The following is a 13,598-nucleotide window of genomic DNA, read 5'->3' as shown; positions in this document are numbered from 1 at the left end:
GCTCGGTCCCGGGTCAAAAGCCGGGCCGGGACCGGCTTTTCGCGTGCGAAAGCCGGTCCCGGCCGCGTGCGTCTTACTTGGCGGCGGCCTGGTCCAGCAGCCACTGCGACAGCAGGCCGACCGGGCGGCCGGTGGCCAGCCCGCTCTTGCCGCTGTGGCTGGCGCTGCCGGCGATGTCGAGGTGCGCCCAGCGCTGGCCCTCGGTGAAGCGCGACAGGAAGCAGCCCGCGGTCACCGCGCCGGCCCAGCGGCCGCCGATGTTGTAGACGTCGGCGAAGCTGGAATCGAGCATCGTCTGGTACTCGTCCCACAGCGGCAGGCGCCAGGCGCGATCGAACACTTCTTCGCCCGCGGCCAGCAGCTCCTGGCCGAGGTCGTCGTGCTTGGTCATGAGGCCGGTGGCGAAGCTGCCCAGGGCGACCATGCAGGCGCCGGTGAGCGTGGCCACGTCGACCAGGGCCTGCGGCTTGAAGCGCTCGGCGTAGGTCAGCGCGTCGCACAGGATCAGGCGGCCCTCCGCGTCGGTGTTGCCGACTTCGATGGTCTTGCCGGACATGCTGGTGATGACGTCCGACGGGCGGTAGGCGTTGCCGTCGATGGCGTTCTCGACCGCCGGCACCACCACGATCAGGTTCACCGCGAGGTCCATGCCGGCCGCGGCCACGAACGTGCCCAGCACCGAGCCGGCGCCAAGCATGTCGTACTTCATTTCCTCGATGCCGCCCTGGGTCTTCAGGTTGACGCCGCCGGTATCGAAGGTGATGCCCTTGCCGACCAGCACGTAGGGCCTGGCGTCGCCGCCGTTGTTCCACTTCAGGACGATCAGCCTGGGCGCGTTGGCCGAGCCGCGGGCGACCGCCAGCAGCGAGCCCATGCCGAGCTTTTCCATGTCTTCGCGCTCGAGCACCTCGCAGGAGGCCTTGTCGAACTTCGCGGCGAATTCCTGCGCCTGGCTGGCGAGGTAGGCCGGGTTGCAGATGTTCGGCGGCAGGTGGCCGAGCTCGCGGGTGAACTCGACGCCGGCAGCGATCGCCTGGCCCTGGGCCAGCGCGGCAGCGTCATTGCCTGCGATATCGAGGCGCTCGAGGCCCTTCTCGTCGCGCTTCTTGTTCTTCTCGCCCAGGGTCGCGGTATAGCGATAGGCGGCATGGCCGGCGGCGATGGCGGCCTGGCGGATGGCCCAGGCGGAGTCGCGGCCGGACACCTCGACCTCGGACAGCGTCAGCAGCGCCGAACGCACCGGACCGGTGCGGAGCGCGCGCACGGCGTCGGCCACGGCCTTCAGGTACTGCGGCACCGCGAACTTGGCCGATTCGCCCAGGCCCACCACCAGCACGCGCGGCGCAGCCACGCCGGGAACGTCGTGCAGGAGCGAGGTGCGGCCGGTGGCGCCGCTGATGTCGCCGCGGGCGGCAAGGGCCGACAGGCGGCCGCCGCTGGCCTCGTCAAGGGCGCGGGCAGCGGGCGTCAGGGTCTTGTCGGCGTAGGCGCCGACCACGATGCAGTCGACGGCGGCCGTGGCCGGGGAGGCGCTGTTCAGGGCTAGTTTGAGGGTCATGGGGTCCTGTACTGGGGTTTGGCGTGAAGTGTTCCTTACAATCCGCAGTCCAGAATGCGGCGATGCGCCGCGGCGCCAGCATGCTGGCGCGGCCTGACGGTGTATGGACGAACCCCCGATTCTAATGCAAGGCCGCATACGGATGCCGAAGCTCGACAGCTACCTGTTCCGCGAATTCGCCCAATCCACGTTCGCGGCGCTGGTGGTGCTGATGATCGTGAGCCTGGGCGGCGTGTTCGCCGACGTGCTCGGCGACATCGCCCGCGGCCGCGTCCCGGCGGGGCTGATGCTGTCCCAGCTGGGCCTGCAGGTGCTCAACTACCTGCCCCTGATCCTGCCCTTGGGGCTGATGCTGGGCCTGCTGCTGGCCGTGGGCCGGCTGTACCGGGACTCGGAAATGCCGGTGCTGGTGGCCACCGGCGTCGGCCCGCGGCGGCTGCTGCGGCCGCTGATGATGCTGGTGCTGCCGGTGGTGGCCTTCATCGGCGCCTGTTCGCTGTGGCTGGGTCCCTGGGCCAACGACTACTCCCAGCGCATGGTCGCCGAAGGCAATCGCAACCTGCTGCTGGCCGGGCTCGAGGCCGGGCGCTTCGTCGAGCTGCCCGGCGGCAGCGGCGTGGTCTACGTGGGCGCGATGTCCGGCGAGGGTTCGGCCCTGGGCCGGGTGTTCATCTACCGCCAGGACGAGGAGCGCATGGACGTCACCACCGCGCGCAACGGCCGGCTGGCCGTCGACGGTGCCGAGCGCTACCTGGACCTGGGCGAGGGATTCCGCGTCGAGGGCCCGCTGGCCGAGGGGCTGGACTTCCGGATGATGCGTTACGCGCGCAACGAGATGCGCCTGCCCGACGCTGAAACCCGGTCGGCTGACGAGGATCCCGAATACGACAGCACCATCGCCCTCCTCGGCGACCCGCGCCCAGAAGCGCGGGCCCAGCTGCATTCGCGCATCGCGCCGCCACTGCTGGCGCTGGCCTTCGCCCTGCTGGCGGTGCCGCTGGCGCGCAGCCCGCCGCGACAGGCCCGCTACGGGCGCATCGCACTCGGATTCCTGGCCTATGTGGTCGGCATCAACCTGATGTTGCTGGGCACCAAGTGGCTGGCCGACGGCAAGATCCCGCTGCAGCTGGGGCTGTGGTGGCTGGTGTTGCCGCTGCTGGGCTTCGGCACCTGGCTGTATTTCCGTGACGGCCACGTCGGCGTGCCGCGCCGCGCCCGCGGCGCGGGGGCAGCGCGATGATGCCGTTTCCGAAGATCCACGACCTCCACGTGGCCCGCGTGGTGGCGGTGACCGTGCTGCTGGTGTGGGCGGTGCTGGTCGGGCTGGACGCCGTGCTGGCGGCAGTCGACGAGATCGACAACATGGGCGAGGGCGAGTACGGCTTCGTCAGCGTGCTGACCTACGTCGCCTACAGCCTGCCCCGGCGCGCCTACACCATGTTCCCGACGGCCGCGGTGATCGGCACCTTGATGGGCCTGGGCCAGCTGGCGGCATCGTCCGAGCTCACCGCGCTGCGTGCACTGGGCGTGTCGCGGCGCCGGCTGAGCATTTCGGTGGCGGTGCCGCTGGCGCTGCTGACCGGGGTGATGATGCTCAGCGGCGAGACCCTGGGCCCCGGCGCGCAGCGCGCCGCCGATGCGATGAAAGCGGCCGCGCGTTCCAGCGACATGATCGTGGCGCAGTACTCGGGGCTGTGGGCGCGCGAAGGCAACACCTTCCTCAATGCCCGCGACGGGCGCGAGCGCAGCGAGGGCGACCAGGCCTGGCTCGAGCTCAACGACGTGCGCCTGTTCGAGTTCGACAATGACGGCCGGCTCGAGTCGGTCGCCCAGGTCGGCACCGCCGAACACCGCAGCGGCGGCTGGCTGCTGCGTGACGTGCGCCGGGTGACCTTCGAGGAGCGTGCGGTGACCGAAGTCCGCGTCGACGAGGAGCGATGGGAGTCGCAGCTGGATGCGGTGGCGCTGGCGGCCAGCGCCGGCGGTGCCTTCCGCCCGCGCTACATGTCCGCGCGTGACCTGGCCCAGGGCATCGACTACCGCCATCGCAACCGGCTGGATGCCAGCGAGTTCGAAGAGCACTACTGGGGGCGCTGGTTCTACCCGGTCAACGTGCTTGCGCTGTGCCTGGCCGCGATGCCGTTCGCGTTCGGTTCGCTGCGCAGCGGCGGGCTCGGGCGCCGGCTGTTCATCGGCGTGGTGTTCGCCTTGATGTTCTGGATGCTGCAGAACCAGGTGGCCAAGCTGGCGGCGGTCTACGGCTTCGACTACCGGCTTGCCTATGCGATACCGCCGCTGCTGATGCTGACGGTGTCGTGGCTGCTGTTCCGGCGGCGCAGCGGCTGATCCGTCCTTCGCGCGAGCCCGGTGCCGCAAGTGCTTGGGACGGGTTTGAATCCCGCACCGCACACGCCGACAATGGCGCCCCCTTGACACCCGGCGGCCACTTCCCATGTCCATCCTTCGCATGACCGACCTCGACCTTGCCGGCAAGCGCGTGCTGGTCCGCCAGGACCTCAACGTGCCGGTGGCCGACGGCCGGGTGACCTCCGACCAGCGCATCCTCGCGTCACTGCCGACCCTGCGCGCGCTGCTCGACGCGGGCGCCGCGGTGATGGTGATGTCGCATCTGGGCCGTCCGACCGAAGGCAGCTGGAGCGAGGCCGATTCGCTGGCGCCGGTGGCGGCGCGGCTGTCGGAGCTCCTTGGCCGCGACGTGCCGCTGGTGCGGGATTACCTCGACGGCGTCGAGGTCGCCCCCGGCCAGCTGGTGCTGCTGGAAAACTGCCGCATGAACGCCGGCGAGAAGGCCGACGACGACGCGCTTTCCAAGCGTTACGCCGCGCTGTGCGACGTCTTCGTCATGGACGCGTTCGGCACCGCGCACCGCGCCCAGGCGTCCACGCACGGCGTGATCCGGCAGGCGGCGCAGGCCGCGGGCGGTCCGCTGTTGATGGCCGAGATCGACGCCCTGGGCAAGGCGCTGAAGGAGCCCGCGCGACCGCTGCTGGCGATCGTGGCCGGTTCCAAGGTCTCGACCAAGCTCGAGCTGCTGTCGTCGCTGGTCGGCAAGGTCGACCAGCTGATCGTCGGCGGCGGCATCGCCAATACCTTCATCGCCGCCATGGGGCACGGTGTCGGCAGCTCGCTGCACGAAGCCGACCTCATCGACACCGCGAAGCGGATCATGGCCGACGCCCGCGCCCGCGGCGCCGACATCCCGGTGCCGACCGACGTGGTGGTGGCGCCGGCCTTCGCCGCCGACGCGCCGGCGACGGTCAAGGCGGTCGACGCCATTGCCGAGGGCGAGATGGTGCTCGACATCGGACCGGGGACCGCCGCGCGTTATGCGGAGATGATCGCGTCGGCCGGCACCGTGGTCTGGAACGGCCCGGTGGGCGTGTTCGAGTTCGATGCCTTCGGCAAGGGCACCGAAACCCTGGCGCGCGCGATCGCCGCGTCCAGGGCGTTCTCGATCGCGGGTGGCGGCGACACCCTGGCCGCGGTCGACAAGTACGGCATCGCCGACGGCGTGTCCTACATTTCCACCGGGGGTGGCGCCTTCCTCGAGTTCCTCGAGGGCAAGGCGCTGCCGGCGGTCGTGGCGCTGGAGCAGCGCGGCGGCTGACCCGGGCGCGCGCGGAAGCGCGGTCCGGTGGATCGGCCGGCCGAAGCCGGGCATGCCGATCGCCATGTCGCTCGGCTAGCATTGGGGCCCGTTCCGCAATCGCCCAGCGCAAGGCCCAGCATGTCCGAATACCGCCGTGGTACCCGCATCCTGGCGACCCTGGGTCCCGCAAGCGACGCGCCGGGCGTGCTCGACGCGCTCGTGCGCGCCGGCGTCAACGCGGTGCGGCTGAACTTCTCCCACGGTGTGCCGGCCGACCACGTGCGGCGCGCGCAGGAGGTCCGCGAGGCCGCGGCGCGGGCCGGGGTCGAGGTCGGCATCCTCGCCGACCTGCCGGGCCCCAAGATCCGCATCGACCGCTTCGAGGGTGGCCGCGTGCAGCTGGTCGCGGGCGAGCGCTTCGAGCTGTATGCCCGCGAGAACGCGCCCCCGGGGGGCGCCGGCGGAGTGGGCGTCAGCTACCTCGGGCTGCCTGGTGACGTGGGCGAGGGCGACGTGCTGCTGCTCGATGACGGCATGGTGCAGCTGCGCGTGCTGTCGGTCGAAGGCGACACCATCGCCACCACGGTGCTCAACGACGGCGTGCTCTCCGATCGCAAGGGCTTGAACAAGCAGGGCGGCGGCCTGTCCCTGGGTGCGATCACCGGACACGACCGCGAGCTGATCAAGGTCGCGGCCGACATCGGCGTCGATTTCATCGCGGTGTCCTTCTGCCGCACTGCCGACGACATGCACGAGGCGCGCCGGGTCGCGCACAGCCACGGCTGCGATGCCGCGCTGGTCTCGAAAATCGAGCGCGCCGAGGCGATCGAAAACCTGGGCGCGATCATCGACGCCAGCGACGTGGTCATGGTCGCGCGCGGGGATCTTGGCGTGGAGATCGGCGATGCCGAGCTTCCGGGCATCCAGAAGAAGATCATCCGCGAAACCCTGGCCCGCAACCGGGTGGTGATCACCGCCACCCAGATGCTGCAGTCGATGGTCGAAAGCCCGATGCCGACACGCGCCGAGGTGCTCGATGTCGCCAACGCGGTGATCGACGGCACCGATGCGGTGATGCTGTCGGCCGAAACCGCCGCCGGTGCGTATCCGGTGGCGGCGGTGGAGGCGATGAGCCGGATCTGCGTCGGCGCCGAGAGGCAGTTCGAGCACGACACCGATTTCGAGGCGGCCCAGCGCGGGCTGCAGCGCGCCGACCAGGCGATCGCGATGGGCGCCATGTTCCTCAGCGAGCACATCGGCGTGGCCGCGATCGTGGCCATGACCGAATCCGGCGGCACCGCGCGATTCCTGTCGCGCTTCCGTTCCAGCGCGCCGATCTATGCATTCTCGCGCCATCCCGGCGCGCGCCGGCGCATGAGCCTGATGCGTGACGTGTTCGCGGTGGCCCATGACAGTCGCGGCCAGGGTGCGCGCGAGGCCGCGCGCGACGCCGTGGGCCTGCTGGTGGCCGCCGGCCTGCTGTCGTCCGGCGACCGCGTCGTGTTCACCAGCGGCGAAACCATGGAAACCCACGGCGCGACCAATACCCTGCGCCTGCTGCAGGTCGGTGAAGACGGCGGCGCGCAAGGCCTCGGGACACTCTGAAGGAGACCGCCGGCCTCTTTCGTGGAAGAGGCCCTTGTTGAGCGGTCCGTGCGCGAGCAGTCCCTGTGCGAGCGGCCCTTGTGGGAGCGGCTATAGCCGCGATCGGGATCAATCGCGGCTATAGCCGCTCCCACAGGATCCCCGAGGGATCCCCGAGGCCCCCGGCGGGGCCGAACGGCTATACTGGGCGGCCATGTCGCCCGCCCGGAGTTCCCGAGAATGAGCATCGAACAGCTTGCCGAAACCGCCCTCGCCATGGTTGCCCCGGGCAAGGGGATCATCGCCATCGACGAGTCCTCCGGCACGATCGCCAAGCGCTTCGCCGGCGTCGGCATCGAGAACACCGAAGAGAACCGCCGCGCCTACCGCGAGCTGCTGCTGACCACGCCCAACCTGTCGGAGTACATCAGCGGCGCGATCCTGTTCGACGAGACCCTGCGCCAGAAGACGAAGGACGGCGTGCCCTTCGCCCAGTACATGGCCGAGAACGGCATGATCCCGGGCATCAAGGTCGACAAGGGCACCCACGCCCTGGCCGGTTTCCCGGGTGAAGTCGTGACCGAGGGCCTCGACGGCCTGCGCGCGCGCCTGGAGGAGTACTACAAGCTCGGCGCCCGCTTCGCCAAGTGGCGCGCGGTGATCAACATCGGCGACGACGTGCCGTCGGGCACCTGCATCGAGGCCAACGCCCACGCCCTGGCGCGCTATGCCGCGCTTTGCCAGGAGCAGGGCCTGGTGCCGATGGTCGAGCCGGAAGTGCTGATCGACGGCAACCACGACATCGAGACCTGCTACGAAGTCAGCGAGGTCACCCTGCGCGCGCTGTTCGACGCCCTGTACAACCAGAACGTGGCCCTCGAAGGCACGATCCTGAAGGCCTCGATGGTGCTGCCGGGCAAGGACAGCGGCGAGCTGGCGCCGGTGGAAGAGGTCGCCGAGGCCACCCTGATGTGCCTGAAGTCGGCGGTGCCGGCGATCCTTCCGGGCATCGTGTTCCTGTCCGGTGGCCAGTCCGACGAGGACGCCACCGCGCACCTGGACGCGATGAACCGCATGGGTCCGAACCCGTGGCCGCTGTCGTTCTCCTACGGCCGCGCCATGCAGTCGGCCGCGCTGAAGCTGTGGTCGCAGGACCTGGTCGGCAACTACGACAAGGCGCAGGCCACCGTGTACGAGCGTGCCAAGGCCAACGGCCTGGCGGCGCTGGGGCAGTGGTCGCGCGGCTGATCGCTGTGGGAGCGGCTACAGCCGCGATGCCTTCAGCAGCATGAAAAGGGCGGCCCGCAGGGTCGCCCTTTTTTCATGTCTTGCTGTCCCGTGCTCCACAGGAATCGCGGCTGTAACCGCTCCCACGGGGGTGGGCCGGATCAGGGCAAGCCGGCCAGCCAGTCGTCGTCGCTGCCCTCGGCGACGCCTTCGAACAGCGGGGTCGAGAAGTAGCGCTCGCCGGTATCCGGCAGCATCGCCAGGATCACCGCGCCTTCGTCGGCGCCCTTCGCCACGTCCAATGCCGCGGCCACGGTCGCCCCGGCCGAGATGCCGGCGAAAATTCCTTCCTCCGCCGCCAGCCTTCGCGCGGTGGCGATCGCCACGTCGTCGGCCACGGACAGCACGCGGTCTGCGGCGTCGCGGTTGAGCACCTCGGGAATGAAGTCCGGGGTCCAGCCCTGGATCTTGTGGGGGGTGAAGTCGGCGCCCTGGAGCATGGCGGCCACGGCCGGCTCCGCGGCCACGACTTCGACTCCGGGCCGGGCCAGCTTGAGCATTTCGCCCACCCCGGTGAGGGTCCCACCCGTGCCCCAGCCGCTGACGAAATGGTCCAGGCGGCGGCCGGCGAAGTCCTGCAGGATTTCCGCGGCCGTGGTGTTGCGGTGGTATGCCGGGTTGGCCGGGTTGGCGAACTGGTCGGCCAGGAACCAGCCGTGCTCTTCGGCCAGCTCCCTGGCCTTGCGCACCATGCCGGTGCCGCGCTCCGCGGCCGGGGTCAGGATCACCTTGGCGCCATAGGCGCGCATCAGCTTGCGGCGTTCGACCGAGAAGCTTTCGGCCATGGTGGCCACGAACTTGTAGCCGCGCGCGGCGCAGACCATCGCCAGGGCCACGCCGGTATTGCCGGAGGTGGCTTCGACCACGGTGTCGCCCGGCTTCAGCAGCCCGCGCTGTTCTGCGTCGAGGATGATCGCAAGCGCGAGCCGGTCCTTGACCGAGCCGCCGGGGTTGAAGGATTCGACCTTCACATACAGCGTCACGCCGTCGGGCGCGATGCGATTCAGGCGCACCACCGGCGTGCCGCCGATGGTGTCGAGGATGTTTTCGTGGATCATGGCGTCGTCCTGGGTGCGTGGGAGGGACGTGTCCCCGGGTTTGTCCGCGAGGCAGGACCAGAGTGCGCCGTAACGCACGAGGGCGCCACCGGTTGACCGGAACGGCGCATCCCGCGCACGGGCCTCATGGCATACGTCGCCGACACACCGGGTCGATAGAATGCACGGCTTCCCTTTGCCGCCGTTGCCCACGATGTCCGACGCCCCCATTTTTCGCTCCGGCCCCAAGGCCTGTTGCGCCATCCTGCTCGCCCTGGCCCTCGTGGCCTGCGGAGCCGGGGGCGAGGCAGAGAGCCAGGGCGCTGGCCCGCCGGCGGTGGTGGTGACGACCGCGGTGGTGTCCACGCAGCCTTTCAACGACCGCATCCGCGCGTTGGGCACGGTGAAGGCGCGCGAAGCGGTGGAGGTCACCGCCAAGGTCAGTGAAACCGTCGACCGGGTGCATTTCGAAAGCGGCGACGTGGTGGCCGCAGGCGCACCCCTGGTCACGCTCAGCGGCGAGCAGCAGCAGGCCGCGCTGGCCGCTGCCCGCGCCACCGCGGAAGAGGCGGACCGCATGCTGAAGCGCCAGCAGGAACTCGCCGCGCAACAGCTGATCGCGCGCGCCACGCTCGACACCCAGCGTGCCACCCGCGACAGCGCGCTGGCCCAGGTGCGCCAGATCCAGGCCAATCTCAGCGACCGGGTGGTCCGCGCACCCTTCGCCGGCGTGCTTGGCGTGCGCCAGGTCAGCCCCGGCGCCCTGATCACGCCCGGCACCGTGATCGCGACCCTCGACGACCTGTCATCGGTCTACGTGGATTTCCCCGTGCCCGAGGCCCACCTGTCGCACGTGGCCAGCGGCCAGCGCATCACCGGCACCAGCACCGCCTGGCGCGGCCGCGGCTTCGAGGGCGTGGTCAGCAACGTCGGTTCGCGCGTGGATGCGACCAGCCGCGCCTTCAGCGTGCGCGCCGATTTCGAGAATCCCGAACACCTGCTGCGCCCCGGCATGCTGATGCAGATCGAGCTGGAGCGCACCGAGCGCGAGGCGCTGCTGATACCCGAGATCGCCGTGGTCCAGGTGGGCCGCGAGTCCTTCGTCTACCGGGTGCGCCCCGACGCCACCGTCGAGCAGGTCGCCGTCATGATCGGCTCGCGCGCCGGCGGCATGGCCGAGATCGTCTCCGGACTCGAGCCCGGCGAGCGCATCGTCGTCGACGGCACCGGCAAGCTGCGCGACGGCAGCGCGATCGTCGAAGCCGGGCGCGGCGAAGTGGATGCCGGCGAAGTGGATACCAGCGAAACCGGCGGATCGGGCGAGGGCTGAGCCATGATGCTGTCCGACCTTTCCATCCGCCGCCCGGTGTTCGCCACGGTGATGAGCCTGTTGCTGATGGTCATCGGCGTGATGGCGTTCTCGCGCCTGACCCTGCGCGAGCTGCCGGCGATCGATCCGCCGATCGTCTCGGTGGACGTCAACTATCCCGGCGCGTCCGCGGCGGTGGTCGAGACACGCATCACCCAGGTGCTGGAGGACGCCCTTTCGGGCATCGAAGGCATCGAGATCATCCAGTCGCGCAGCCGCAACGGGCGCTCGTCGGTGACCCTGGAGTTCACGCTGAACCGTGACATCGAGGCCGCGGCCAACGACGTCCGCGATGCCATCAGCGGCGTCGCCGACCGCATGCCCGACGAGGCCGATCCGCCCGAGGTCGAGAAGGCCGACAGCGATTCCGACACCATCATCTGGCTCAACATGAGCTCGGCGACGATGGACACGCTGGAGCTGTCCGATTACGCCGACCGCTACATCGTCGACCGCCTGTCGAGCCTGGACGGCGTTGCCCAGGTGCGGATCGGCGGCCGCCAGCGCTATGCGATGCGCGTGTGGCTGGACAGCGCGGCGATGGCCGCGCGCGGCATCACTCCCAACGACATCGAGTCCGCGCTGCGCGCCGAGAACGTCGAGCTGCCCGCCGGCCGCATCGAGTCCGGCAGCCGCGACTTCACGCTCCGCGTCGAGCGCAGCTACGTCGAGCCGCAGGACTTCGCCGCGATGCCGCTGCGCAAGGGCGACGACGGATACGTGGTGCGCCTGGGCGACGTGGCCGAGATCGAGCTGTCCTCCGCCGAGCGGCGCGCGTACTACCACAGCAACGGACAGCCCAATATCGGCCTGGGCATCGTCAAGACCTCGACCGCCAACGCGCTGGACGTGACCCGCTCGGCGCGCGCGGCGGCGGTGGAGATCCAGAAGTCGCTGCCCGAGGGCACGAACATCTTCGTCGCCTACGACGATACGGTGTTCATCGAGGAATCGATCAAGCGCGTCTACTGGACCCTGATCGAGGCGATGGCGCTGGTGCTGGTGGTGATCTGGCTGTTCCTGGGCAGCTTCCGCGCGGCGCTGATCCCGGCGGTGACGGTGCCGGTCTGCCTGCTGGCGGCGTTCATCCCGCTGCTGCTGTTCGGCTACTCGATCAACCTGCTCACCCTCCTGGCCCTGGTGCTGGCGATCGGCCTGGTGGTGGACGACGCCATCGTGGTGCTGGAGAACATCCAGCGCCGCGTGGACCTGGGCGAGCCGCGGCTGGTGGCCGCGCAGCGCGGCACCAAGCAGGTGGCGTTCGCGGTGATCGCGACCACCACGGTGCTGGTGGCGGTGTTCCTGCCGGTGGGCTTCATGGAAGGCAACACCGGGCGCCTGTTCCGCGAGCTGTCGGTGGCGCTGGCCGGCGCGGTCGCGCTGTCGGCCTTCGTCGCGCTGACGCTGACGCCGATGATGGCCTCCAAGATGGTGCGTCCGCACAGCGAGGAAAAGTCTAACCCGGTCAACCGCTGGTTCAACGCGCGCCTGGCTGCGGTGACCGGGGGCTACGGGCGCACGCTGGCATGGATGGCGGACCAGCGGCCGCGCCGCGTGCTTGCGGGGATGCTGCTGGTGATGCTGGCCTGTCTGGCCGGCTCCTGGGGCCTGTCGCGGGTCGTGCCTTCGGAGCTTGCGCCGGCCGAGGACCGCGGCTCGTTCTTCGTCTCCATCGTCGGACCCGAGGGCGCGGGCTTCGACTACACCGTGCAGCAGGTGCAGGAGGTCGAGAAGGTGTTCGCCAGGCGCGTGGCGGAGGAGGGCAGCGCGATCCGCCGCTACAACACCCGCGCGCCGGGCGGTTGGGGCGCAAGCGAGGAGATGCATACCGGCAACGTGATCGTATTCCTCGAGGACTGGGACAAGCGCGAGCAGAGCACGGCCGATGTCGCCGATTCGCTGCGCTCCGAACTCGGTACCTTGAGCGGCGTGCAGGCGCAGCCGAGAGTGGGTGGCGGCCTCGTGGGCAGCCGCGGGCAACCGATCCAGATGGTGCTCGGCGGGCCGGAGTACGAGGAAATCTCGGGCTGGCGCGACCTGGTGATGCAGCGCATGGAGTCGCATCCGGGCTTCTTCTCGGTCGATTCCGATTACAAGGAAACGCGGCCGCAGATGCGCGTGAACATCGACCGCGTGCGCGCCGCGGACCTCGGCGTAAGCGTCACCGACATCGGCCGCGCGCTGGAAACGATGATGGGCGGCCGCCGTGTCACCACCTTCGTGCAGGAAGGCGAGGAGTACGACGTGCTGGTGCAGGCCGGCCGCGCCGGCCGCGCCGAGCCCGCCGACCTGGCCGCGATCGAAGTCCGTGCGCGCAGCGGCGAGCTGGTGCCGCTGTCCAACCTGGTGACGCTGTCGGAGCTCGCCGAGGCTGGCAGCCTCAACCGCTTCAACCGGATGCGTGCAATCACCATCACCGCCGGCCTTGCGCCGGGCTATCCGATGGGCGATGCCCTGGCCTTCCTCGAAGACGTCGTCCGCACCGAGCTTCCCGACTACGCCCAGGTGGACTGGAAGGGTGAGTCGCGCGAGTTCACCAAGGCCGGCGGCGCGGTGCTGCTGACCTTCACCCTGGCGCTGCTGGTGGTCTACCTGGTGATGGCGGCGCAGTTCGAAAGCTTCGTGCATCCCTTCGTGATCATGTTGACGGTTCCGCTGGCCGTGCTGGGCGCGCTGCTCGGGCTGGCGATGACCGGCGGCACCATCAACCTCTTCAGCCAGATCGGCGTAGTGATGTTGATCGGCCTGGCCGCGAAGAACGGCATCCTGATCGTCGAGTTCGCCAACCAGCTGCGCGACGAGGGGCGCAATATCGCCCAGGCCATCGTCGAATCGGCGACCGTGCGCCTGCGCCCGATCCTGATGACCGCGATCGCCACCGCGGCCGGTGCCCTGCCGCTGGTGCTGGCAGGCGGCCCCGGTTCGGCCAGCCGCGCCACCATCGGCGTGGTGATCATCGCGGGCGTGGCGTTTTCAACCCTGCTGTCGCTGTTCGTGGTGCCGGCCCTGTACACCCTGTTCGCCCCGTTCACGAGCTCGCCGGAAGCGGTGGCACAGGAGCTCGAGAAGCAGCAGCGCGAAGTGCCGAGCGTCGGCGGACACGCCTGAGCCACCGGCCGCGTTCGCGCGGCCGGTTCGCATTTGCCCGCCGAT

The 13,598-nt window shown here is 69.9% G+C and carries 9 protein-coding genes; 7 read left to right on the top strand and 2 right to left on the bottom strand.

The features are described from left to right. Nucleotides 1-73: 73 nt before the first annotated feature. Nucleotides 74-1,558, bottom strand: a complete 1,485-nt coding sequence (locus WCE37_RS11300; protein ID WP_343279463.1) for a leucyl aminopeptidase — start codon at nucleotides 1,556-1,558, stop codon at nucleotides 74-76. A gap of 142 nt (nucleotides 1,559-1,700) precedes the next feature. Here WCE37_RS11300 and lptF point away from each other — a divergent pair, with 142 nt between their 5' ends. The 5 genes from lptF (at nucleotide 1,701) to WCE37_RS11275 (ending at nucleotide 8,000) form a co-directional block, all read left to right on the top strand. After that, nucleotides 1,701-2,798, top strand: coding sequence for an LPS export ABC transporter permease LptF (lptF, locus tag WCE37_RS11295; protein WP_343279462.1), 1,098 nt, complete (start codon nucleotides 1,701-1,703; stop codon nucleotides 2,796-2,798). Beyond that, nucleotides 2,795-3,904 (top strand): LPS export ABC transporter permease LptG, encoded by a 1,110-nt coding sequence (gene lptG / locus WCE37_RS11290; protein ID WP_343279461.1) that lies wholly within the window; start codon nucleotides 2,795-2,797, stop codon nucleotides 3,902-3,904. The genes lptF and lptG overlap by 4 nt, the downstream gene beginning before the upstream one ends. A 106-nt stretch (nucleotides 3,905-4,010) precedes the next feature. Further along, nucleotides 4,011-5,186 carry a phosphoglycerate kinase gene (locus tag WCE37_RS11285; protein WP_343279460.1) on the top strand — a complete coding sequence of 392 codons (1,176 nt, stop codon included), beginning with the start codon at nucleotides 4,011-4,013 and terminating at the stop codon, nucleotides 5,184-5,186. Between the two features lie 120 nt (nucleotides 5,187-5,306). Further along, the gene (gene pyk, locus WCE37_RS11280; protein WP_343279459.1) at nucleotides 5,307-6,773 is read left to right on the top strand and encodes a pyruvate kinase; all 1,467 of its coding nucleotides are present in this window, start codon (nucleotides 5,307-5,309) and stop codon (nucleotides 6,771-6,773) included. A 219-nt stretch (nucleotides 6,774-6,992) separates the two neighbouring features. After that, nucleotides 6,993-8,000 carry a class I fructose-bisphosphate aldolase gene (locus WCE37_RS11275; RefSeq protein ID WP_343279458.1) on the top strand — a complete coding sequence of 336 codons (1,008 nt, stop codon included), beginning with the start codon at nucleotides 6,993-6,995 and terminating at the stop codon, nucleotides 7,998-8,000. 140 nt (nucleotides 8,001-8,140) lie between these two features. Here WCE37_RS11275 and cysK read toward each other — a convergent pair whose 3' ends face one another. Further along, on the bottom strand, nucleotides 8,141-9,097 hold the full coding sequence (gene cysK / locus WCE37_RS11270; protein ID WP_343279457.1) for a cysteine synthase A: 957 nt from the start codon (nucleotides 9,095-9,097) through the stop codon (nucleotides 8,141-8,143). A gap of 193 nt (nucleotides 9,098-9,290) precedes the next feature. On the opposite strand from cysK, the gene WCE37_RS11265 reads away from it, so the two are divergent. Next, entirely contained in the window at nucleotides 9,291-10,406 is a 1,116-nt protein-coding gene (locus WCE37_RS11265) for an efflux RND transporter periplasmic adaptor subunit (RefSeq protein ID WP_343254990.1), read from the top strand. A 3-nt stretch (nucleotides 10,407-10,409) separates the two neighbouring features. Then, nucleotides 10,410-13,553: an efflux RND transporter permease subunit gene (locus WCE37_RS11260; protein ID WP_343279456.1), complete on the top strand. Its 3,144-nt coding sequence runs from the start codon at nucleotides 10,410-10,412 to the stop codon at nucleotides 13,551-13,553. The last annotated feature ends 45 nt before the right edge of the window (nucleotides 13,554-13,598 follow it).

Source organism: Luteimonas sp. MJ250, from assembly GCF_039548455.1.
Lineage (GTDB): Bacteria > Pseudomonadota > Gammaproteobacteria > Xanthomonadales > Xanthomonadaceae > Luteimonas.
Note: the sequence above shows the minus strand (reverse complement) of the source record. Positions and strands in the feature narration are given on the sequence as shown.

Excerpts from the sequence above, each read along its gene's own strand:
- lptF (WP_343279462.1), top strand. The coding sequence starts at position 1,701 with ATGCCGAAGCTCGACAGCTACCTGTTCCGCGAATTCGCCCAATCCACG.
- lptG (WP_343279461.1), top strand. The coding sequence starts at position 2,795 with ATGATGCCGTTTCCGAAGATCCACGACCTCCACGTGGCCCGCGTGGTG.
- WCE37_RS11275 (WP_343279458.1), top strand. The coding sequence starts at position 6,993 with ATGAGCATCGAACAGCTTGCCGAAACCGCCCTCGCCATGGTTGCCCCG.
- WCE37_RS11285 (WP_343279460.1), top strand. The coding sequence starts at position 4,011 with ATGTCCATCCTTCGCATGACCGACCTCGACCTTGCCGGCAAGCGCGTG.
- cysK (WP_343279457.1), bottom strand. The coding sequence starts at position 9,097 with ATGATCCACGAAAACATCCTCGACACCATCGGCGGCACGCCGGTGGTG.
- WCE37_RS11260 (WP_343279456.1), top strand. The coding sequence starts at position 10,410 with ATGATGCTGTCCGACCTTTCCATCCGCCGCCCGGTGTTCGCCACGGTG.
- pyk (WP_343279459.1), top strand. The coding sequence starts at position 5,307 with ATGTCCGAATACCGCCGTGGTACCCGCATCCTGGCGACCCTGGGTCCC.
- WCE37_RS11300 (WP_343279463.1), bottom strand. The coding sequence starts at position 1,558 with ATGACCCTCAAACTAGCCCTGAACAGCGCCTCCCCGGCCACGGCCGCC.
- WCE37_RS11265 (WP_343254990.1), top strand. The coding sequence starts at position 9,291 with ATGTCCGACGCCCCCATTTTTCGCTCCGGCCCCAAGGCCTGTTGCGCC.